The organism is Paraherbaspirillum soli (genome assembly GCF_042654985.1).
GTDB lineage: Bacteria > Pseudomonadota > Gammaproteobacteria > Burkholderiales > Burkholderiaceae_D > Paraherbaspirillum > Paraherbaspirillum soli.
The window spans coordinates 1-23260 of sequence record NZ_JBHSMT010000014.1; the positions used below are offsets into that span (position 1 = coordinate 1).

The following is a 23260-nucleotide window of genomic DNA, read 5'->3' on the forward strand; positions in this document are numbered from 1 at the left end:
ATCTGCGGACGACGTTGAGTCTGGAAGAGCTGGTCCAGCGAATTGGTCCGATCCTCAAAGGGTGGATTCAATACTATGGACGCTTCAATCGCGGCTTGCTGATTAAGGCGATCAGGACAGTAGATCTGTACTTGATGCGCTGGGCGATGCGGAAATACAAAAGACTACGGGAGAGCTACATAAAGGGGTGGAGATGGGTGAGCAAGTTGCGTACTCGCCAGCCGAATCTACTGCCGACGTGGCTACCGGGTTGGGGCTGAACGACAAGAGCCGGATGAATCGAGAGGTTCACGTCCGGTTCTGTGAGAGCCTGAAGGGGAGGTTCCTTTGGGCGACTCGATCTCCCATTCTGGAAGTGCGGCTCAACCACCAAAGGAGCCCGTATGACCTTCGCTATCACGCCTGACAACAAACTGATTTTTCCCCCATCCGACCACCTCCACGAAGCCGCCGAATGCGCCCGTCTCGGCATGTTCTGCCTGGAAGAAGTGCTGCGTCTGCTGCGACCGCTGCGCGAGATCAACAAGGACAACGCGATGACGCATGACTTGGTGCAGGCGATCATCGACCTGGCCGACGACAGGCACAACCTGTTCGATGTGATGCGCGCGCGATTTGAAGAGGAAGAGAAAGCGCGCAAGAAGTAGGGCGGAAAAGCGCAGCGCCTTCCGCCGTTGGATGCGCCACCTACGTTCGATGCATCTAAAACGGCGGATAACGCTGCGCTCATCCGCCCTACGTACACCGATTACACCGATACTCAATGTTTTCAAGGCAAGCCTGTTTTTACACTTTCTTGCTTTTCGACATTACATATCTTTACAAAGGTTGATACAATTTCCGTTGAGAAATGTGGTCGCAAGTTAACAATCCCATGATCCAAAACCGTACTGTGCCTGCCATTGCGACTCGGCTGGTTGTAGAGGACTTTGCTTGTCCGGTCGTCGTTGTGCAATGCAACGCGCCGGTCTGAATGGTCTGAGCGATCTTGGTGCATGTATTGCCTGCTCGGTGATCTCTTTGACAAAACGGAGAACGTCAATGTATCCAAATGCCCCTGACTCTTTGACCAAGGTGGTGCGATTCAATCAGGATCGTCGCCTGGTGCAAATCAAGTCGCCGCTGGAATCCGAACTGCTGGTGGTGCACCGGCTGCATGGCAGCGAGGCCTTGTCCAAGCCTTTCCAGCTGACGGTGGACTTGTTGTCGCCGTCGGCCCAGGTCGAACTGAAGGAGTTGGTGGGCCAGCCTTTGCGCCTGAGCATGCTGACGCCGCAAGGCCAGCGTCATTTCCACGGCTTTGTGAAAGAGTTTGCGCGGACCGGCACCGATGGCGGTTTGACGACCTATCGGGCCGAACTGGCGCCGTGGTTTTCGTTTCTCGACTATGCGACCGATTGCCGGGTGTTCCAGGATCTTTCGGTGCTGGAGATCACGCGCGAAGTGTTCGGCAAATACGGCGACCTGGCGGATTATCGGTTCGACCTGCTATCCGATCGCTATCCAAAACTTTCTTACTGCGTGCAATACAACGAGTCCGATTTCACCTTCGTTTCGCGGCTGCTCGAGGATGCCGGCATCTACTATTACTTCGAGCACGCGGAGGACGGCCACAAGCTGGTGCTGGCGGACGATTCCACGCAATGTCTGCCGTCGGGCGCCGATCCGGTGGTGGAGTTCCAACCGCATCAGGATGTGCTGGCCACCGATGTTCTGGACGACTGGCGTCCGCGCCGCAGAATCGGCGCTTCGGTGCACAGCGCCAAGAGTTTCGATTTCAAGCAGCCGCGCAACCCGCTGGCGGCACAGTGGAAGACCGACGCGCCGCGCGGCACTTTGCCGCAATTTGAAAGTTATGCCTACGATGGCGCGGCCACCTACGACAACACCGGGATCGGCGAGAAATTGACGGCGGTGCGGGGCGAGGAGTCGGCCTGGCAAACCAAATTGTTCGAAGGCGAGGGCACTTGCCGCACCTTGGTGACCGGCCGTTATTTCGATCTGGATGGGCATTTCGAACACGGTGGCGATGATGCCAACGAACGGCGCTTCGCGGTGCTGGAGGTCAAGCACGATGCGCGCAACAATTTTTCCAGCGATTTCAGCGAAGCGCAGGATTGCGTCTACCGCGTCAATGTGACCGCTTTGCGGCGCGTGGTTCCGTACCGGCCGTTGCGGGCGACTGCGCGGCCGCGCATGCCCGGGCCGCAGACGGCGACAGTGGTCGGTCCGGCTGGCGAAGAAATTTGGGCTGACCGTTACGGCCGGGTCAAAGTCCAGTTCCATTGGGACCGGCAGGGCAAATTCAACGAGCGCAGCTCCAGCTGGGTGCGAGTCGCCAGTCCGTGGGCCGGCAGCGGCATGGGCGGCGTATCGGCGCCGCGGATCGGGCAGGAAGTGGTGGTGGATTTCCTGGATGGCAATCCTGACCGGCCGATTATTACCGGCCGCGTTTATAACGCCGACAACATGCCGCCGTTCGGCCAGGAAGTCAGCGGGATGCGCTCGAAGACGGTGCGCGGCGGCGGCTTCAATGAAGTCACGATGCATGACTCGGCCGGCAGCGAACTGCTGAACATGCACGCCCAGCGTGATATGGCGGTGGTGGTGCAGAACGACCACAACAGCACGGTCAACAACAACAAGGCGACCAAGGTCGCGAGCAACCATAGCCTGAACGTCGGCGCCAACCAGGATATTACGGTGGGCGGCAATCGCGGCGCGACCGTGACCGGCAACGATACGCGCACGGTCACCGGCAAGTCCGACACCGCGGTCACCGGGCCGGTGACGCACACTTACCAGGCCGGGCAGAAAGTGACCATCGCGTCGGCCGGCTACAGCGAGAACATCACCGGCAATTTCGGCCACACGCTGATCGGGGACTATAAAGCCAACACCAACGGCACCTGGAACCATGAGATCACCGGCACTTCCACACGCAAGGTAACCGGGGCCGTCAGCGAGACCATGCTGACCGGACGCGAAGTGACGGTGAGCGGCGGCGCCGACAAACGCAACGTGCAAGGCGCGGTGGAGGATGTCAACGTCGGGACCCGTCTATTGTCGGTGGACGGCGATATGAACCATGAGGTATCCGGCACGCATAGCGTGTTTGCCAACACAGCCATGGGACTGACTTCCAGCAACATCATCGAACTGGGAGTGGGAGGGGCCAAGCTCAGTATCAAGGATGGCGAAATCACCATCAGCGCGAATGGCTCGGTCATCAAGATCGATGGCGGCGGGATTTCGATCAATGGCGCCAAGATCCATTTGAATTGATCAGCGCAGGACTGGCGTTTGGCGAATTTTTGATTAACGCAAAAGTGGTAAGGAGTAGGGCGGATGAGCGCAGCCTTATTTGCAATTGCGCCGCCGATGGATGTGTCGCAAGTGTTCGGCGCATCCAAAACGGCGGATAACGCTACGCTCATCCGCCCTACTTGACTGATTTAAAAGAAAGGACCCCTGATCGTGGCCAAAAGCCCAGTGGAAAAAAAAGTCGAAGTGTTGCGCGATCTGTGGATGGAGCATACCCAGGAGCCGCAGCTGCGCTTGCTGGTGTGGCGCATCCCCAATAATGCCGACCGCATGCTGCAAGCTTTTTTCGAAGTGCAGCAGCATCCCGGCGACTGGAACACGGCCGATCTTTTTGTGCGCTTCGATGCGCCGTTTGAAACCGGCTTCGGCTACAGCAGGGCGCTGCGCGATGCGCTGGTCGAGGGTTATGTCGAAGGCCACGACAGCCTGAAGGAGCAAGGCGTGGAGCCGGACTGGCCGTACGCGGCGCTGCCGCGCCACTATTCCGCGGCGGGCTTCATGAGCGTGCTGGGCGCGTTCGCCGAGCATCATCAGGCGCAGGCCAGGCAGCAGCCGGATGCGCCGCAGTTCCGCTATGTGGCGGCGGTGCTGGATCCGGGTTCGGTAGCGAGCCAGGAGGCGTGGGAGGCCTGGCTCGATGCGGCACTGAGCAGCCGGGTTTCGCCGGCAGTGCGGCTGGTGCTGGTGGATACGCAGCAGGATAAACGCTGGGACGGCTTGGTGCGCAAATATGGCGAGCAGGTGGGAGTGATCGAAGCGCCGATCGATATGTTCGATATCGCCCGCGAAACCGCGGCCCAAGCCGGCGGCGCCGGTCCGGCCGTGGCTTACCGCCAGTTGCTGACCGATGTCATCGCCCTGGTCGAAAAAGGCAGTGCGGCGCAGACCAGCGCGCGCGCCGACAAAGCCTTGAAAATAGTGCAGCAAGAACAATGGTTCGATCAGCAGGTGGTGCTGCACATGGCGGTGGCCGGCGCGTATGTGAAAGAAAAAAATTTCAGCGAGGCCATCACGCGCTACCGCAGCGCGCGCGAGTGCGGCGTCCAGGCCGAGCAAAACAAGCATCCGGTCGGCGCCGATATGATCATGCAAACCTGGTTTGGCGAAGCCGGGGTGTGGCTGGCGGCCGGTCAGCCCGAGCGCGCGGCGCAGGCCTACCGCAGTGCGGCGGAACAGGCGCAGAAGGTGCCCAATCCGATGTTCGAGATCGAAGGTTTCAGGATGGCGGCGTACTGCTACGCCCAGGCCAAGCAGCGCGAACCGGCGCGCGAGCACGGCGCCTTGGCGGTGCGTGCGGCCAAGGCGGTGGCGCCCGCCGAACGTCCGCTGACCACGCTGCCGCTGGCGTTGCAGGATTTGTTGCGTTTGCAGGATGCATCCCGCACCGAGAAACTGGAGCGCTGCGCCGCCGACTATCAAGCCGCCATCGCGACTGCGCACAAACAGGCGGAGGAGCAAGCGGGCAAGCTGGGCAATCAACCCGCGGCGGCCGATCTGCAGCGCATCGAAGACAGTATGCATGAGCGTTTTGAAGCGAGTTTCCAACGCCAGCGCCAGGAGCGTGAACGGCTGATCGCGGGCGGCGATGAATTTTTCCGCAAAGTGGTGGCGCTGGGACGGGACATGCTCGACCCGCTGTGGAACGGCCTGCCGACCGTCAAGCATCCGCTGGACAAGGAGGTACAGGAATGGAGCGAGCCGCCGCAATTTACGCCATTGCCGGATCCGACCGATTTGCTGGAAAAGCCTGAGCCGGCGCCTCCAGCACCGGCGCATGCGCCTTCAGCGGCGTTGTCGGATTCCTTGATCGCCTAGCCGCACAAAGGACAAACATGACTGTCGCGGCCAAACATTTCGATCCCCAGATCGGCCTCGACATTCACTCGTACGCGATGCCGCCGGCACCGTTGCCGACCGCGCATATCTCCATCGTGCTGGATCCGTTCGATTACCTGCCCTTCATCGGCGCCACGGTGGAGGTGGCGGGGGTCAAGCGCGCCACCGCCGGTACCGGCGGCCTGTCGGTGCATATTCCGCTGGGAGTCTGGGCGCCGCCGCTGCGGGCGCCGAGCGGGCCACAGTTCGACGATGAACTGTTCATGGGCAGCAAGACGGTGGATGCGGATGGCAGTCCGTTTTCACGAATCGCCATGCCGGTGCTCGACTGCAATATGGTCGGCCTGATCCCGCCGTTCCGGCCGAAAAAACCATCCAAGCCGCCGACGACGATGAGCATGCCGACGGCGGTCAACCTGGCGATCCCGACCAATGTGTTCGTCGGCGGGCCGCCAACCATTTCCGTTCAGGCGCTGTTATTCAAGGCTGGCTTTGCCGCGCTGGGCAAAGGCTTCAAGATGCTGCGCAAGACCAAGGCCTATAAGCGCGCGATGGACGCTTTCAAGAAGGCGCGCCAGAAGCTGTTCAAGAACATGAAACCCGGCTTCCTCAAGTGCAAGGTGTTGCGCGCCGAGCCGGTTGATATTCGCGACGGCAGTGTGGCGCTGGAGCATGAGGATTTCAGCATTCCGGGGCGCTTGCCGCTGACCTGGAGCCGTGAGTATGCGTCGAGCGACAACTACGACGGCATGTGCGGGCACGGCTGGCAGACGCCGGCAGACTTCCGGCTGGAACTCGACCCCGATGGCAGCGTACTGTTCTTCGAAGCCAGCAGCGCTGCGGTGTTTCAGCAATTGCCCGCAGCGCTTGGCGCCGAACATGCGGTGACCGAATTTGTCGACGGCGCGCGGCTGACCTGGGCACAGGGCGCCGGCGGCGACGAGTTGCAGGTCGTGACCAAGGAAGATCTGCGCTACGTGTTCCGCAAGCCGGCATCGAATCTGACGCCGCTGCATCAAAGCCTGTCGTTGCCGATCGAACGGATCGAGGATTTGTGCGGCAATCATTGGCGCTTCGAACGGCGCGATGGTCACCTGACGCGCATCGTCGAAAGCGGCATAGCCGGTTTGCCGGGACGCTTTATCGAAGTGCATGAACGCGGCGGACGGATTCATCGCCTGGGTTTGCACGATCCGGCGACCGGGGTAACGCACCGACTGGTGCGGTACAAATATAACGGCAGCAAGGACCTGGTCGCGGCGCTGGACCAATTCGATGCGGCGCGTACTTTCGAGTACGACCGGCACCATATGGTGCGCCATACCGACCGCCTCGGCCTGTCTTTTTATTATGCGTATGACGCCCAGTGGCGCGTGCTGCATGCCTGGGGCGATCACGGCTTGCACGACTACCGCTTCGTCTACAACGAACTGCTGCGCGAAACCGAAGTGACCGATTCGCTGGGGCACATCTCGCTGATCAAATTCGACGACAACAATCTGCCGCTGTGCGAAATCGATCCATTGGGCGGCGTCACGATCTTTGAGTACGACGAGGTGGGACGCACCACGGCGGTGGTCGATCCGGCCGGGCTGCGCACCGAGTTTGAATACGATGAGCGCGGCAATTTGCTGAAGCTGGTGCAGCCGGACGGCACTGCGGTGTGTACCGTATTCGACGATGCCAATCACATCACCGAGGTGGTCGATCCGCTCGGACATCGGTGGCGACAAAGCTGGGATGAGCGTGGCTTGCTGCTGGACCAGACTACCCCGACCGGAGCTTGTTCGCGTTATGAATACGACGCACTGGGGCAATTGCGGGTTCACGTCAATCCGCGCGGCGCTACGACGGCGCTGACTTTCGACCGTTACGGCAACCTGTTGCACCTGACTGATCCACTCGGTCATCCCAGTTATTTCGAGAGTGATGCGTTGGGGTGTTTAAGGCGGTGTACCAACGCAGTCGGCGATGTCACGCAATACCGTTATGACGTCAAAGGGAGATTGCTGCAGGAGGTACAGGCAGGCGGCAGTACAAGTTATGAATACGACGCCGAAGATCAGCTGATTACCCATACCGACGAGGACGGAGCGCAGACCAGGCTGGAATATTTCGGTACCGGCCAGATAGCCAAACGATTGCAAGCCGACGGCTATAGCGTGCAGTACCTGTATGACACCGAAGAGCAGTTGGTGGGGGTGGTCAATCAACGCCAGGAAACGTACCGGATCAAGCACGATGCGCTGGGCCGCGTGATCGAAGAGGTCGATTACTGGGGACAGGCAACGACTTTCCGCTACGACGCTGCTGGCCGCCTGCTGGGCAGTTGCGATCCGCTGGGACGGATCGTCAGCTACGACACGGATAGGCAAGGCCGTATCGTCAAGAAAACCTTACCGGATCACGACCGTCCCGGCGCTCAGCTGCATGAGATATTCCGCTACGACGATAACGGCGCTTTGATCGAGATGCGCAATGCGCACCGCCATATCCTGCGCAAATTGGATGCCGCCGGCCGTCTCTGCGAAGAGGTGCAGGACGGTTTTCGTATCGAGAATAGCTACGACGAGATGGGCAACTGCTTGTCGCGTCGTACCAGTGCCGGCAATACAGTCGTTTCTACCTTTGATTTGGCCGACGAAGTGCTTAGCGTCGCGATCAACGATGAAGCGCCTATCGTCATCGAACGCGATGAGTTGGGCCGGGCCGTGACCGAGCAGTTGAGCGTCAGCGTCAAGCGTAGCTTGCGTTACGATGGCGCCGGTCACTTGAGCGGCCAGTCCGTGTTGCGCGACCAGTCGCCGTTGTTTGAAACGCATTATGAATATGACCGGGTCGGCAGCCAGACCCAGCGCCACGATAGCGTGCACGGCACCGATCTTTACCAATACGACCTATTGGGCAACCTGTTGCAGCATACCGATCCGGCCGGGCGCGTGACCGAGTTCCTGAACGATCCGGCCGGCGACCGTTTGCAAACGCGCATACGTCAGGCGGAAATGCAGCAGACGGCCGGCGGCGAAGGCCAGGCCGAGACGCTGTGGGCGCGGGAAGGCAGTCATGACGGCAAGCACTATGTGTTCGACCGCGCCGGCAACCTGATCCAGAGCGGGGAGATGCCGGCAACGGAGCTATCGGCCGCGGATTCGACTTTGCAGCTGCGCTGGGATGCCAGCCAACGCCTGATCGAGAGCCGCAAGGCGGGACAAGCCACTCATTACGGCTACGATCCGCTCGGACGCCGGGTCTTCAAGCGCAACCCGACGCATACCACCTGGTTCTTTTGGGATGGCGACGCATTGCTGGCTGAATTGCAGCAGGCGAACGAGGCGCAGAATGCGGACGACATCTGGCTGAGCAGCGACGTGGCGGATTTGACGGCGGCCCGGAACAGGCTCAATGCACTGAAGGCATTGCATTCCCAGGCGCGCGAGTTTGTTTATTATCCCGACACTTTTGTGCCGCTGGCATTGATTGATCGGCAGGCCGAAGTCAATCCGCCGGGTTCCGGCATATTTCATTATCACAATGACCCCAATGGTTGCCCGACCAGGTTGACCGATAGCGCCGGCCGAGTGGTGTGGTCGGTCAGTTATACGGCATGGGGAGCGGTACAAAGCACGCATGTGCAAGCCATCGAGAATCCGATCCGGTTTCAAGGCCAGTATTACGATGACGAGACCAAGCTGCATTACAACCGACACAGGTATTACCACCCTGATATCGGTTATATAAGTCCGGATCCTATCGGACTGGCGGGGGGGATAAATCCCTATCAATATGCGCCGAATCCACTCTCCTGGATTGATCCGTGGGGACTTGACAGAGCCCCGGCTTCTTTGCCCAACGAGCCTGGCATCTACATAATCACCAATGGCAAAACATCTTATGTGGGTAGTGCCGGGATTGGAACGAAGGATGGAATGAATGCGCGAGTATCAGCCTCGAAGCATGCAAAAGCGCAGCGATTAATAAAACAGCCCGGGACCAAGGTGGAATATGTGAGAGTTAATCTTGGAGGGGCAACGACCAAGAGCGATCGTAATAATATCTTGCGATATTATGAGTCGCGCGAATTCAAGAAACAACAAAGTCGGGGATATAGAATGCTGAATGGGGACAGGATTCAAGCGAAGAAAAAGGTCGCACATGCCGAAAGCCTGATTAACACGCATGGGGCACGGGCCAGCAAACGACGGACAAAATGTAAGTAAGGATATTACTCATGATGGAAAATACTTTGGAAGCTTATTTTGTGGAAAATAGAACGCAATATTTATCTCCGGATCTGGAGGGTTGTTATTGCGTCGGAAATAAAGATCTATGCTCATACCTTGAGGATGATGGAGCGGTAAGAATTGCTTGGGGGACGGAGCCAAAAGCCGAGAATCTGGCATCGATCAAGAAATTGTATTTGCTGCCCACGATGGCGCAAATCAAGAATGCCGAATTGCCGCCTTATGTGCGTCAATTGAAGAATCTTCAATTCCTTTCCATACCTTTCCCATTCCTTTTAAATTTAACCAGGGGATCGCTGCCTGATAATCTCAAATGCCTGGTGATTGAAAATTCCTATGATTATGAGGATAGTTTGAAAGGAAAAGAAATTGCGTGGCCGGATATTTCCTTGCCAGCGCTAAAAGCCATGGCTTTCCTTGGCGATTATGAGGCCTCAACCATGTGGCATCGGCTGCATATAAAAAATGGACATGTGCCATCTTTGGAATTTTTAAAGACTTATGTGGATAAAGCAGGGGCGGTATTAGATGCAGTCAGTCAATTTGACGGATTAAAGACCCTGGAATTGAGCAAAGTCGGAAAGCACAATATTTTTGAGCATGTAAGCAAGGAATTGGTGGCACTGGAGATTTCAGGGGCAAGCGCTGATTTCCCAATTTCCAATATGACGAGCTTGCAAAAAATCGAGATGCTAAGTCTTTTCGATATCAAATCAGAGATTGATTGTGAGATTTTTCTCGATTTTCCAGCATTAAAAGAAGTGGAAATGGTGGACTCCAAGAAAATAAAAAACATTGATGCCTTATTGGAGTGCAAGCATCTGATGAGTATTTTGTTACTGAATTGCGGTAACCCATTAAAAAAAGAAGGAAAGCAACGTTTTAAAGCTGCTGACTTTAAAAGACTGGACGTCGACTATTCATAATGTGTTAATTGGGCTTTGGGCTTGGTATTTAACATGCGAAGCCCAAGGTTTCACTTCATAAATATTCTCATTCCCAATCAATAATTTTCTGCCCTCCGCTATCCCCGGATGGGCGGAATAACGTGACGTCCGTAAATTCTTTCTAATAATTCTGGTTACCAATATCTCGTCATTTAGAGATAGCAATAAATATAAGAAAACACATGAGCATTGCAGCCAAACATTTCGATCCCCAAATCGGCCTCGACATCCACCTGTATTTGATTCCGCCGGAACCGGTCCCGGTGCCGTTGCCGACACCGCATATTTCGGTGGTGCTGGACCCGTTCGATTACCTGCCGTTCATCGGCGCCTCAGTGGAGGTGGCGGGGGTCAAGCGCGCCACCGCCGGCACCAGCGGCTTGACGGTGCATATTCCGTTTGGGCTCTGGGAACCGGCGCTGCGGATGCCGGAGGGCCCGCAGTTCTGGGATGAACTGTTCATGGGCAGCAAGACGGTGATCGCGGACGGCAATCCGTTTTCGCGGATCGCGATGCCGGTGCTCGACTGCAATCTGTTCGGCCTGATCCCGCCGTTCCGCATCAAGAAGCCGTCCAAAGAGCCGATGTCGATGTCATTGCCGATGGCGGTCAACCTGGCGATCCCGACCAATGTGTTTGTCGGTGGACCGCCGACCATCAACGTCGCGGATATGGCGTTCAGGGCTGGTTTTGCCGCGCTGGGCAAAGGCTTCAAGGCGCTGCGCAAGACCGAGGGCTTCAAGCGCGCGATGGAAGCGTTCAAGAAGAAGCGGCAGAAACTGTTCGAGAACATGGAGTCCGGCTTCCTCAAGTGCAAGGTGTTGCGCGCCGAGCCGGTCGATATCCGCGACGGCAGCGTGGCCGTTGCGCAGGAAGATTTCAGCATCCCGGGCCGTCTGCCGCTGACTTGGAGCCGCGACTACTCATCAAGTAACGACTACGACGGTCTATGCGGGCACGGCTGGCAGACCCCGGCCGACTTCCGGCTGGAAATCGACCCCGATGGTGCCGTGCTGTTCTTCGAAGCCAGCGGCGCGGCGGTGTTTCCGCAACTGCCGGCAGCGGTTGGCGCCGAACATGCGGTGACCGAATTTGTCGACGGCGCGCGACTGATCTGGGCGCAGGGCGCCAGCGGCGACGAGTTGCAGGTGCTGACCAAAGGTGATCTGCGCTACGTGTTCCGCAAGCCGGCCGCCAATATCACGCCGCTGCATCAAAGCCTGCCGTTGCCAATTGAACGGATCGAGGATTTGTGCGGTAATCATTGGCGCTTCGAACGGGGCGACGGCCATTTGACGCGCATCGTCGAAAGCGGCATAGCCGGTTTGCCGGGCCGCTTTATCGAAGTGCATCAACGCGGTGGACGGATTCATCACCTGGGTTTGCACGATCCGGCGAGCGGGGTAACGCACCCGCTGGTGCGTTACCGCTACAACGACAGCAAGGACCTGGTCGCGGCGTTGGACCAGCTCGATGCGGCGCGTACTTTTGAGTACGACCGGCACCACATGGTGCGCCACACTGACCGTCTCGGCCTGTCTTTTTATTATGCGTATGACGCTCAGTGGCGCGTGCTGCATGCGTGGGGCGATCAGGGCCTGCACGACTACCGCTTCGCCTACAACGAACTGTTGCGCGAAACCGAAGTGACCGATTCGTTGGGACACGTCTCGCTGATCAAGTTCGATGAGAACAATCTGCCCTTGTGCGAAATCGATCCGCTGGGCGGCGTCACGATTTTTGAGTATGACGAAGTGGGGCGCACTACGGCGGTGGTTGATCCGGCCGGCTTGCGCACCGAGTTTGAGTACGATGAACGCGGCAATTTGCTGAAGCTGGTACGGCCGGACGGGACGGCGGTGCGCTCCGTATTCGACGACGTCAATCGCATGACAGAAGTGGTCGACCCGCTCGGCCAGCACTGGCGACGCAGTTGGGATCAGCGCGGCCTGCTGCTGGAGCACGCTACCCCGCTGGGAGCCTGCTCGCGCTTTAGCTACGACGCCCACGGTCAACTGGTCACCCACATCAATCCGCGCGGCGCCGTCACGGCGCTGGCCTTCGATCGTTACGGCAACCTGTCGCATCTGACCGACCCGCTCGGCCATCGCAGCCTTTTCGAACATGACGCACTCGGCCGCCTGCAGCGCCGCACCGATGCCGTCGGCGACGTTACCGAATACCGCTACGACGCCAAAGGGCGATTGCTGCAGACCCGCCAGGCGGACGGCACCAGCGTCCATTGCGACTACGACGCCGAAGACCAGTTGCTCTGCTACACCGATCAGAACGGTGCCCGGACCCGGCTGGAATATGTCGGCACCGGCCAGCTCGCCCGACGCGTGCAAGCCGACGGCCACGCGATGCAGTACCTGTACGACACCGAAGAACAATTGATCGGGCTGGTCAACCAGCGTAAAGAAAGCTACCGGCTCAAGCGCGACGCGCTGGGTCGCATTGTCGAAGAAGTCGATTATTGGGAGCAGTCGCGCCGCTATCGCTACGATGCCGGCGGCAAGCTGTTAAGCGTCACCGATCCACTGGGCCGCATCATTGCCTACGACGCCGACCGCCTGGGCCGCATCGTCAAGAAAACCCTGCCCGATAGCGTCCATCCGACACAGCAGCTACAGGAAACCTTCAGCTACAACAAGAACGGCGCGCTGATCGAGATGCGCAACCCACATCGGCACGTCCAGCGCAAGTTCGACGCAGACGGCCGTCTCAGCGAAGAAGTGCAGGACGGCTTCCGGATTGAATACCGCTACGACGAAGCCGGCAACCGGCTGTCGCGAGTAACCAGCGCCGGCAACCAGATCGTTGCCAGCTACGATTTGCGCGACCAGGTGGCGAGCATCGCGATCAACGACGAAGTGCCGATCCTGATCGAACGCGATGCGCTCGGGCGCGCCGTCAAAGAGCAGTTGAGCGGCAGCGTCCAGCGGCAACTATGCTATGACACGGCAGACCAACTGACTGCCCAGACTGTGCTGCGCGACCAGGTCCCGCTGTTCGCGACCAGCTATGAATACGACCGCGCCGGCAACCAGACCCGGCGCAGCGATAGCGAACACGGCGGCGACCTGTATCACTACGACCCGCTAGGCAACATCCTGCGTCACACCGATCCTGCCGGACGCGTCACGGAGTTCCTCAACGACCCGGCCGGCGACCGATTGCGTACGCGGATCCGCCAGATGGAAATGCAGCAGGCGGCAGGCGCCGAAGGCCAGGCTGAAGTGTTGTGGAGCCGCGAAGGCAGTCATGACGGCATGCACTATGTGTTCGATCGCGCCGGCAACCTGATTCGACGCGGCAGCAGTCCGACGTCATCGACAAATCCAGCGGCCACCGACTCCAGCTTGCAACTACGCTGGGATGCCAACCAGCGCCTGATCGAAAGCAGTCAGGCCGGTCAAATCACTCGCTACGGCTACGATCCTGCGGGGCGGCGGGTATTCAAGCGCAATCCGACGCATACCACCTGGTTCTTCTGGGATGGCGACGCCTTGCTGGGCGAAGTGCAGCAAGCGAATGAGGCCCAAAGCGCCGACATCTGGTCGGCTGGCAATGTGGTCGACCTGATGGCGGCGCGCAAACGGCTTGGTGCGCTGAAGGCGCTGCATGCGCAGGTGCGGGAATATGTTTACTACCCGGGCACGTTTGTGCCGCTGGCGTTGATTGATCGGCAGGCCAAGGTCGCCAAGCGGCCTGCGCACATGGCGCCAGTGGCACCGGTTGTTGCAGCTAAGCCGCTGCCCCCGGCTGCGCCAGTTTCAAAGGCAGCCGCTGTCGATGGCATGGATGGTTTAGGCGGCATCGGAGGATTGGGCAGCGTCAGACTCGGCCAGCAGGGCGACGCTGCCGCCTCGGCGCCAGAGAGTAATCGCCAAGCCGGTCTCGGCGGCTTGGGTGGCGGGATGCAACTGGGCGGCAGTGTCAGCGCACCACCGCCCACTTTCACGTCGATCGTTGTTGCGGTAAGTGCTTCGCCCGAGGTCAGCACCAGCGGCGCAGAAGCGGTAGCCGATCAGGCTGGCAGCGCTGTCTTCCACTATCACAACGACCCTAACGGCTGCCCGACCAGATTGACGGACAGCAGCGGGCGGGTGGTCTGGTCGGCCAGGCATGCGGCTTGGGGGGCGCTACAAAAAATCCATGTGCATGCGATCGACAACCCGATTCGCTTGCAGGGGCAGTATCACGACGAAGAAACCGGTTTGCATTACAACCGCTATCGCTATTACGATCCGCATATCGGGCAGTTTGTCGGGCAGGATCCGATTGGGCTGGCAGGAGGAGAGAATCCCTATCAATATGCACCCAATCCTATGGTTTGGATTGATCCGCTGGGGCTTGCCCGGAACAAGAAAAAAAAGGACAAGGAATATGTCTACAGGCAATTGAATGCCGAAGACAGAGACCGATTCGATAGCGGACTAAGTTTGAAACCGAAAGGTACCGGCGGGTCTATCGCCGATCACGTCGCGGGCGCGGATACCGGGCATATTTCAGCCTCATTGACGGAAGAGGCCACTCTTCGATTTGAGAGCGGGAACGGAATGGTCAAGATCGATGTCGAGGCAGCAATTGCGGGCGGAGCTAAATATGTTGATCACAATAATGTGCTGCAAGGCGCAAAGCAATCCAAAGATTTGAAGGTGCAGAGAGATGCAAGACGGGCCGAAGAGGTCTTATTTAAAGGAGAGATCCCGCACGAAGCAATGACACTTTGCAGGAAGTAAATTAATTTTTGTGTAGTATTTTAAATACTCTCAATACTCCAGGAAATCCGCTTAATTTTTAAACATAGGGACACCTCTAAAAACCTACTGCAAGGTTTGACAAGCTCGCCAATCTCGGGGCTGCTCGCTACGGTTCTTCGAGGTGCCCATAGTTTTAATGCGACTGAATAGGTAAATATATGGCAGCACTTTCTGAATATGCAAACGTCCAAGATACTGCATTGAAAATACTTTTAAAAAAAGGATATCAATTTTGGTTCGACGACCGGACTGAATTGTATTGCGCGGAAAAAAACGGCTGGGATTTTAAGGCGGAATCTCCATGTGGGCTTCTCGGTATCGTCACAATTTATGAGTTCAAAAATCCAGGTCAATATTCTGAATATTGGTGGAAAGAAGAAGGTGAAAATGTCTTTCGCAATATAAGTCACGAACAGCCTGCATATGTCCCCATATGGAAAAAAACCTGAGGTTCGAGTTAGGGAGCGCTCAGTTTTGCACGCAGTTCCATGAGTAGTATGCCCAGCATGTTTTTGCCTTTGCCATCGCCACCGTCGCCCCAGTAGTCGTCATTTTCAGTATGTTCTACTAAACAAGCGTCTTTGGTACTCGCCAATTCAACGCGCAATTCCTGATGCTGGGTAAATTTTGCCCACAACGCCTCACGCATGATGGAAATCTTGACTGAGTCCCAGTCCCGTCTAAGTGGTCGCCGACGGTCACGTCCCATTTGCGCCGCTAACACGGGTGTCTTTGCTTTCCTTATTTTTTCTTCATCGGGCTGTCCCGCGAATTTCTGTGCCTGAAAGAAATGTTCGGTCGTCGGCCAGAGTTTCCCCTTGATACGGACTGAATACGGGGCAAAGTTAGAAAACGAACCATAGTCGTCGTTGACACTGTAAAAATGAATTTTTTGCACGATAAATACCTCGACGAAGCGAAATATGGTGACCGCGGACGTTAAGCGGTTATGAGCGAGTAGAGCGGTTCGATGACAAAAAAATAGCGCTTGCCGCGAAGCAAACGCTATTTTCAGCATGCACTGCCTATTTAAAACTGCGGCAAAGCAATAAAACCCTTAAGCAAAATTCTTCGCCGCAAATTCCCAGTTAGCCAATGCCCAGAATGCTTCCAGGTATTTTGGACGGGCGTTGCGGTAGTCGATGTAGTACGCGTGTTCCCAGACGTCGACGGTCAGCAGTGGCGTGGCGTCGGTGGTCAGCGGTGTGGCGGCATTGGAGGTCGATACCAGGTCGAGCGTGCCGTCGGCTTTTTTCACCAGCCAGGCCCAGCCGGAACCGAAAGTGCCGATCGCGCACTTGGTCATCTCAGCCTTGAAATTGTCGAACGAACCCCATTTCGCATTGATCGCATCTGCCAGTGCGCCGGTCGGTGCGCCGCCGCCTTGTGGCGACAGACTGTGCCAGTAAAAGGTGTGGTTCCAGATTTGCGCTGCGTTGTTGAATACGCCGCCGGAAGATTTCTTGACGATGTCTTCCAGTGATGCGTTTTCGAATTCGGTGCCGGTGATCAGGTTGTTCAGGTTGGTCACATAGGTCTGATGGTGCTTGCCGTAGTGATATTCGAGCGTCTCTTTGGAAATGTGTGGTGCCAGTGCATCCATTGCGTACGGCAGGGGCGGGAGTGTGTGTGTCATGGTGCTTCCTTCGTTTGATTTTATTGGGAAAGACTCAGAATCTGTTGCTTGAGCAGCTGTTGAACAGGTGTCAAGCAGGCTATTGTAAATCGCTTATCCATTCAATGCAGCAGGTTTAGCACCGTCTTAAGGGCACCTCTAAAAACCGTAGCGAGCGGCTCAAGGTCGGGGCGAGAAGCGCAGCCGTACAGAGGTACGGCGAGCATCACAGCCCCGAGATTGGGCCGCGCAGTAGGTTTTTGGAGGTGCCTAATCCAGGGTCGGCTGCACGCTGTCTATTCCGACTTTGGCGCTGCCCTCGGCCAGTTGCAAGGTGATGAAGTGGCGCGGTTGCAGCGCCTGCGGCGTGCGGATCACGTGGCCTTTGGCGTCGGTCACGATGGCATAGCCTCGCTCCAGCGTGCGCTGCGGATTTAATAATTCCAGTTGCGCATTGAGCGCCGCCAGCGTTTGCCGGTTATCCCGGTTCCGTGCCACGAACGCGCTGCTCAGACGGCGCGCTTGCTCGGACAACTGTGCACGTTGCGCGGTTGTGTTCGGCAGGTGCGCGGATAAGCGGGTGCGCAGATTGAGTAGCGCGTAACGCGATTGCGTCAGCGGGATGCGGGTGGCATGCGCCAGCCGGGTTTGCAGGGTTTGCAGTTTGAGGCGTTCGTGCGCGATCGTGGCGGCCGGACTGCTCAAGCGGCGCGTCAGCCAGTCGAGTTTTTGGCCGGCATCGCCCAGTCGTCGCTGCAAGGCGCGGGTCAGGTGTTCGGCATGGGCTTCCAGTGTGGCTAGCCAATCGGTGCGCGGGAACGCCGCCAGTTCGGCGGCAGCGGTCGGGGTCGCGGCGCGCAGGTCGGCCGCAAAGTCGGCAATCGTGAAGTCGGTTTCGTGACCGACTCCGGAAATCACCGGCATCGCGGCGGCGGCGACGGCGCGGGCCACGGCTTCGTCATTGAACGACCACAAATCTTCGATGCTGCCGCCGCCTCGGCATACCAGCAGCACGTCGCACTCGGCGCGGGCCGAGGCGGTATTGATGGCGCGTGCGATTTTTTCGGCCGCGGCTTCGCCTTGTACCGGGGTCGGATACAGGATCACCCGCACATGCGGCGCGCGCCGTGCCAGCGCGGTCAGGATGTCGCGCAGCGCGGCGGCCTGGAGGCTGGTGACGATGCCGATGCAAGTGGCGAACTGGGGCAGCGGGCGCTTGCGGGCCGGGTCGAACAAGCCTTCCGCGTTGAGCTTCTCCTTGAGCCGCAAAAACGCTTCATATAGATTGCCGACGCCGGCGCGTCTGATGGTCTCGACATTCAATTGATAGTCGCCGCGCGGCGCGTACAGTGTGACCAGCGTACGGACCTCGACCTTGTCGCCCTCGCGCGGGATGAAGCCGGCATATTGCGCGCGTCCCTTGAACATCACGGCACGCACCTGGGCTGCGTCATCTTTCAGCGTGAAGTACCAGTGGCCGGACGCGGCGCGGGTGAAGTTGGAAATCTCGCCGGAGACCCAGGTCAGCGGAAAAGACCGTTCCAGCATCCGGGCCACGGCCTGGTTCAAAGCGGAAACCGAGATGACCGGCGGGCCGCTGGATTGCTTGTCGGTGGGGCTAAAGAGATTCATGCGATCTTTCGGCGGCGAGTAAATAATTTATGGCAGGCATTGTAAAGCTGAACGGCGCAGGCGGGCGCTCGGCGTCGGTGTTCGTCAGTCTGTGAAATAAACGCAGCGTCAAGCACGCTTGTTGTACATGAACGGAAAATCGTTACAAATCAATGACTTTGAATAATCCCAGTAAGCTTTCCCACAAAGTTATCCACAAATTCTGTGGGTAACTCTGGAAAGTCGCTGCTTTGCTGGCGGCGACAATGAAAGTTGTGTCGGAATGACTATAAATGCTTATTTGCGACCATTAATTCTAGGAAAAAACTGGTTTTTCGGGTATTTGCACCAAACCTTCACAGCGATGGAAATTCCTTTTCAATCAAGGACTTCGGAGGAGTCCAGTGTGCTTGTTCACAAAGTTATCCCCAAAATCTGTGGAGAACTTTTGATGCAAGATCGCCGGCAGGCGTTGCACGTTTTTGATGCAGGCTTAAAAAAGCCTTTTAAATCAGTGGCTTTGAGTATGATTCCAGCACTTGTCCACAGTCTTGCTCACATTTAGTGTGTGGAACTTCGGGGGATTCTGGGCACCTCGAAAAAACCTACTGCGCGGCCCAATCTCGGGTCTGTGATGCTCGCCGTACCTCTTGTACGGCTGCGCTTCTCAACCCGACCTTGGGCCGCTCGCTACGGTTTTTCGAGGTGCCCATGTGATTAATTTGAAACGGGTTTTGTGCAGATCAATGTTACTCAGGCTTGCTCACAAAGCCTCAACAAGTTACATTCTGCATCCGTGTTGATGAACCCCCTATTTGTACTGAATTTGTATCCACTAAGGAGTCTCTTTTGTTTTCCATTATTCAAGCAGCGGGCTGGCCGATCTGGCTATTGTTAATTGCCTCCATCATTGCCACCGCATTGATTATCGAGCGCCTGGTGTATTTGCGCCGGGCGCGCATTTTGCCGCCGCAGTTGTTGCAGGAAGTAATCCGGGTCTATCACAACGGCAAGATCAACGCCGAAGTCGTCACCAATCTCGAAACCAACTCGCCGCTGGGCCGAGTGCTGGCCGCCGGTCTGCGCAACGTCAATGTGCCGCGCGACATCATGAAGGAGTCGATCGAGGAAGCCGGTGCGGCTACGGCGCATGAGCTCGAACGCTTTCTGACCACGCTGGGCACCATCGCTTCGCTGGCGCCGTTGATGGGCTTGTTCGGCACGGTAATTGGGATGATCGAGATTTTCGGTGCCACCACTGGCGCCGGCGCGGATCCGGCGCAATTGGGTCACGGCATCTCGGTGGCGCTGTATAACACCGGGTTCGGTTTGGCGATCGCAATGCCGGCGCTGATTTTTTACCGGCATTTCCGGGCGCTGGTCGACAGCTTCATCGTCGATATGGAACAGCAGGCGGTGAAGTTTGTGGATACCGTCCACGGCGCGCGCAAATAAAGGTCACCGTATGAATTTCCGCAAAGGCAAGGGTCGCGAAGACCCTGAAATCAATCTGATCCCGTTCATCGACGTACTGTTGGTGATCGTGATCTTCCTGATGGTGACCACCAGCTACAGCAAATTCACCGCGTTGCAGATTACGCTGCCGACGGCCGACGCCGACAAGGCATTGCAGCAGCCGTTCGAGATTAATGTGGCGGTGAATCCGCAAGGTCAATACGCGGTCAATAACGTCCAGGTATCGTCCAAGGATGCCGCCGAACTTGCCCAGGATCTGAAAAGCGCGGCATTAGCCAACAATCAGTCCAAGCAGGAACCTGTGGTGATCATCAATGCCGACGCCATGGCGACCCATCAAACCGTGATCAATGTGCTGGAAGCGGCGCGTCTGGCAAATTTCGATAAGGTCACATTCGCCGCGCAGACGAGTGGCCACAAATAGTCCCTCGACCCGCATCTCGGCCGAGTCAGTCCTGAGCGCCGCCTGGCAGCGGCGTGGACTGCTGGCTTGGTTGCTATGGCCGTTATCGCTCTTGTTTCAGCTGGTGGTCGGGGTGCGGCGTCGCTTGTACGCCGCCGGCTGGCAAGCCAGTGTCCAACTGCCGGTACCGGTGATCGTGGTCGGCAATATTTTTATCGGCGGCACCGGCAAGACGCCGCTGACGATCTGGTTGGTGCAAGCGTTGCGCGCCGCCGGCTATGTACCCGGCGTCATCTCGCGTGGTTACGGCGCGCAGCCGGATGATGCCGAATCTGCCGTAAAGCATGTCACGGCCTTGTCGCTGGCATCGGAAGTCGGCGACGAGCCGCTGTTGATCGCTCGTCGTGCGCAATGTCCGGTAGCGGTAGGCCGCAATCGGGCAGCTGCCGCCCAAGCGCTGTTGCAGGCGCATCCTGAGGTCAATCTGATCTTGTCCGACGACGGTTTGCAACACTATCGCTTGCGACGCGATATCGAAATCGTGCTGTTCGATGCGCGCGGTGTCGGCAACGGCTGGTTGTTGCCGGCCGGGCCCTTGCGCGAACCGGCATCGAGGCGGCGTGACTTTACCGTGGTGAATGCCGATGCGATGCCGGCGTCGATGCCGGAAGCGTCGATCCGCATGAAACTGGTGGGCGAGCAAGCTGAACGACTCGACGACCCGGCTCAGGTGATGTTGTTGTCGGCTTTGCAAAAGAGCGCTTCTGGTGTGCCGGCAGTACGGATTACCGCCGCCGCCGGGATCGGCAACCCTCAGCGCTTCTTTACGATGTTGAGCGCTGCCGGGTTGGTATTTGAATCCGTGGCATTGCCGGACCACTATGATTTTTCCGACAATCCTTTCGCGGCGGTGCAGGCCGAGATCATTCTGATCACCGAAAAGGATGCAGTAAAATGTCGTCAAATAGAAACTATCAAAAACGACCCGCGTATATGGGTCGTTCCAGTGACGGCGCAGATCGATAAAGCGCTGGCACACCAAATTGTGGAGAAACTCCGTGGACACCCGACTGCTTGATATCCTGGTTTGCCCGATCTGCAAAGGTCCGCTGCAATACGACAAGAAAGCGCAAGAATTAATTTGTAAGTCTGACAAGCTGGCCTATCCGATCCGCGATGGTATCCCGATCATGTGGGCCGACCAGGCGCGTGATCTGAGTGATGCTGCGCAAGCAGTAGCCAATCCGCCGGCTCCTGCGGAGTAATTTCATTTAAACAAGACCAGCAATGTCCTTTACCGTCATTATCCCGGCCCGACTGGCCTCCACCCGTTTGCCCAACAAGCCGCTGGCCGATATCGGCGGCAAGCCGATGATCGTGCGCACCGCCGAGCGGGCCGCGCTATCAGGCGCGGCGCAAGTCATCGTCGCCACCGATCACGCCGAGATCATGGCGGTCTGCCAGCAACACGGCATCGCAGCGCGCTTGACGCGTGCCGACCATCCGTCGGGCACCGACCGGATTGCCGAAGTTGCCGCTGCACTGGGGCTGGCTGCCGATGCGGTAGTGGTCAACGTGCAAGGCGACGAGCCGATGATCGATCCGGCATTGATAGCTGCCACCGCTGCGCAGATTACCGAACAGGTGCCGATGGCTACCGCGGCGCACCAGATCGAATCAGCCGCCGACGCTTTTAACCCGAATGTGGTCAAGGTAGTGTTGAACCAGGCTGGTCGCGCGCTGTATTTTTCGCGGGCGACCATTCCATGGCACCGGGACGGCTTCGCACTGACGCAGCACAGTTTGCCGGCGGCGTATGCGCCATTGCGGCATATCGGTCTGTACGCGTATAGCAATGGATTTTTGCAAACTTATCCAACCCTGAGCGTATCGCCGTTGGAACAGATTGAAGCGTTGGAGCAGCTGCGGGTGCTTTGGCACGGGTATTCGATTGCGGTGCATATCGCGCCGTCCGCACCGGCTGCAGGCGTTGATACGCAGGACGATCTGGAACGGGTCAGGCGCTTATTCGGATCCTGATGTATTTGACCGTTGAAAACATGTTCAAATAAGCGTTGAATGACCAATGATTCGGTGGAAAGGGCGGTTGCACCGTCTGTGGATAAAATTGTGTGGTATGTTTCATGCAAATTTAGCTTTCTATAAATATAATAAGCATCTCGGGTGGCGTCGCTACAGGTTTGAGAAACAAGCCGCCACCACAATCAATTTCTCAAACTTACCTTAGGACTTAACATGCGCCTCATCCTTTTAGGAGCGCCTGGTGCCGGTAAAGGCACGCAAGCGACTTTCATTAAAGAGAAATTCAACATCCCGCAGATTTCCACCGGCGACATGTTGCGCGCAGCAGTCAAGGCAGGCACCCCGCTCGGGATCGCAGCGAAGAAGGTGATGGACGCAGGCGGCCTGGTATCGGATGACATTATCATCGGCCTGGTCAAGGACCGCCTGAAGCAGGCCGATTGCGCCAGCGGCTACTTGTTCGATGGTTTTCCGCGCACGATTCCTCAGGCTGACGCGATGAAAGAAGCCGGTGTGACGATTGATTACGTTCTGGAAATCGATGTCCCGGATGAGGCGATTGTCGAGCGCATGAGCGGCCGTCGCGTGCATTTGTCGTCTGGCCGCACTTACCACGCCAAGTACAACCCGCCAAAAATCGATAACAAGGATGACGTCACCGGCGAAGACTTGATCCAGCGCGATGACGACAAGGAAGAAACCGTCAAGAAGCGCCTGTCGGTATATCACGAGCAGACCGAAGTGTTGGTCAATTATTATGGCGAGTGGGCCAAGTCGGGCCAGCCCGGCGCACCTAAATATCGCAAGATCGCCGGCGTAGGACCGGTCGAACAAATTCGCGATAGTGCATTTGCGGCACTGGAAGCGTAAAACAGAGCGGACCTTGGGTCCGCTTTTTTATTACCCAAACAATTATTCTGTCTTCAACAAGCCAATGATTTGCGGGACAGAGTTTAAGAGGCACCGTAGCGCGGCGAATTACTCTGTCCTCAACTGAC

18 protein-coding genes are annotated in these 23260 nt (G+C 57.5%); 15 read left to right on the forward strand and 3 right to left on the reverse strand.

The window, feature by feature from the left end; translation table 11 throughout:
- The 8 genes from ACFPM8_RS10335 to ACFPM8_RS10370 all read left to right on the forward strand — a co-directional run.
- Positions 1 to 260 (forward strand): group II intron maturase-specific domain-containing protein (locus ACFPM8_RS10335; RefSeq protein ID WP_378997456.1); only part of this gene is annotated, 260 nt, incomplete at its 5' end.
- 123 nt (positions 261 to 383) lie between these two features.
- Positions 384 to 647, forward strand: a complete 264-nt coding sequence (locus tag ACFPM8_RS10340; RefSeq protein ID WP_378997457.1) for a hypothetical protein — start codon at positions 384 to 386, stop codon at positions 645 to 647.
- Between the two features lie 394 nt (positions 648 to 1041).
- Positions 1042 to 3285, forward strand: coding sequence for a type VI secretion system Vgr family protein (locus tag ACFPM8_RS10345; protein WP_378997458.1), 2244 nt, complete (start codon positions 1042 to 1044; stop codon positions 3283 to 3285).
- A 192-nt stretch (positions 3286 to 3477) separates the two neighbouring features.
- Positions 3478 to 5139: a tetratricopeptide repeat protein gene (locus tag ACFPM8_RS10350; RefSeq protein WP_378997460.1), complete on the forward strand. Its 1662-nt coding sequence runs from the start codon at positions 3478 to 3480 to the stop codon at positions 5137 to 5139.
- A gap of 17 nt (positions 5140 to 5156) precedes the next feature.
- On the forward strand, positions 5157 to 9377 hold the full coding sequence (locus ACFPM8_RS10355; RefSeq protein WP_378997461.1) for an RHS repeat-associated core domain-containing protein: 4221 nt from the start codon (positions 5157 to 5159) through the stop codon (positions 9375 to 9377).
- An 11-nt stretch (positions 9378 to 9388) separates the two neighbouring features.
- Positions 9389 to 10327, forward strand: a complete 939-nt coding sequence (locus ACFPM8_RS10360; protein WP_378997463.1) for a hypothetical protein — start codon at positions 9389 to 9391, stop codon at positions 10325 to 10327.
- A gap of 203 nt (positions 10328 to 10530) precedes the next feature.
- The gene (locus ACFPM8_RS10365) at positions 10531 to 15093 is read left to right on the forward strand and encodes an RHS repeat-associated core domain-containing protein (RefSeq protein WP_378997465.1); all 4563 of its coding nucleotides are present in this window, start codon (positions 10531 to 10533) and stop codon (positions 15091 to 15093) included.
- Positions 15094 to 15272: 179 nt separating this feature from the next.
- Positions 15273 to 15563 carry a hypothetical protein gene (locus tag ACFPM8_RS10370; protein ID WP_378997466.1) on the forward strand — a complete coding sequence of 97 codons (291 nt, stop codon included), beginning with the start codon at positions 15273 to 15275 and terminating at the stop codon, positions 15561 to 15563.
- An 8-nt stretch (positions 15564 to 15571) separates the two neighbouring features.
- Here ACFPM8_RS10370 and ACFPM8_RS10375 read toward each other — a convergent pair whose 3' ends face one another.
- From ACFPM8_RS10375 to xseA, 3 genes are all read right to left on the reverse strand, one after another.
- The gene (locus ACFPM8_RS10375) at positions 15572 to 16132 is read right to left on the reverse strand and encodes an NADAR family protein (RefSeq protein WP_378997467.1); all 561 of its coding nucleotides are present in this window, start codon (positions 16130 to 16132) and stop codon (positions 15572 to 15574) included.
- A 39-nt stretch (positions 16133 to 16171) separates the two neighbouring features.
- Positions 16172 to 16750, reverse strand: coding sequence for a superoxide dismutase [Fe] (sodB, locus tag ACFPM8_RS10380; RefSeq protein ID WP_378997468.1), 579 nt, complete (start codon positions 16748 to 16750; stop codon positions 16172 to 16174).
- 249 nt (positions 16751 to 16999) lie between these two features.
- On the reverse strand, positions 17000 to 18361 hold the full coding sequence (gene xseA / locus ACFPM8_RS10385; protein WP_378997469.1) for an exodeoxyribonuclease VII large subunit: 1362 nt from the start codon (positions 18359 to 18361) through the stop codon (positions 17000 to 17002).
- Positions 18362 to 18623: 262 nt separating this feature from the next.
- On the opposite strand from xseA, the gene ACFPM8_RS10390 reads away from it, so the two are divergent.
- The 7 genes from ACFPM8_RS10390 (at position 18624) to adk (ending at position 23132) form a co-directional block, all read left to right on the forward strand.
- A complete protein-coding gene (locus ACFPM8_RS10390) occupies positions 18624 to 18905 on the forward strand; it encodes a hypothetical protein (RefSeq protein WP_378997470.1) in 282 nt (93 codons plus the stop codon).
- A 284-nt stretch (positions 18906 to 19189) separates the two neighbouring features.
- Positions 19190 to 19795 carry a MotA/TolQ/ExbB proton channel family protein gene (locus ACFPM8_RS10395; protein WP_378997472.1) on the forward strand — a complete coding sequence of 202 codons (606 nt, stop codon included), beginning with the start codon at positions 19190 to 19192 and terminating at the stop codon, positions 19793 to 19795.
- A gap of 10 nt (positions 19796 to 19805) precedes the next feature.
- Positions 19806 to 20240 (forward strand): ExbD/TolR family protein, encoded by a 435-nt coding sequence (locus tag ACFPM8_RS10400; RefSeq protein WP_378997473.1) that lies wholly within the window; start codon positions 19806 to 19808, stop codon positions 20238 to 20240.
- Entirely contained in the window at positions 20227 to 21297 is a 1071-nt protein-coding gene (gene lpxK, locus ACFPM8_RS10405) for a tetraacyldisaccharide 4'-kinase (RefSeq protein WP_378997474.1), read from the forward strand. Before ACFPM8_RS10400 ends, lpxK begins: the two co-directional genes overlap by 14 nt.
- Positions 21278 to 21484 (forward strand): Trm112 family protein, encoded by a 207-nt coding sequence (locus tag ACFPM8_RS10410; RefSeq protein WP_378997475.1) that lies wholly within the window; start codon positions 21278 to 21280, stop codon positions 21482 to 21484. Before lpxK ends, ACFPM8_RS10410 begins: the two co-directional genes overlap by 20 nt.
- Positions 21485 to 21506: 22 nt before the next feature.
- Positions 21507 to 22259, forward strand: a complete 753-nt coding sequence (kdsB, locus tag ACFPM8_RS10415; RefSeq protein ID WP_378997476.1) for a 3-deoxy-manno-octulosonate cytidylyltransferase — start codon at positions 21507 to 21509, stop codon at positions 22257 to 22259.
- A gap of 216 nt (positions 22260 to 22475) precedes the next feature.
- Positions 22476 to 23132, forward strand: coding sequence for an adenylate kinase (adk, locus tag ACFPM8_RS10420; RefSeq protein ID WP_378997478.1), 657 nt, complete (start codon positions 22476 to 22478; stop codon positions 23130 to 23132).
- The last annotated feature ends 128 nt before the right edge of the window (positions 23133 to 23260 follow it).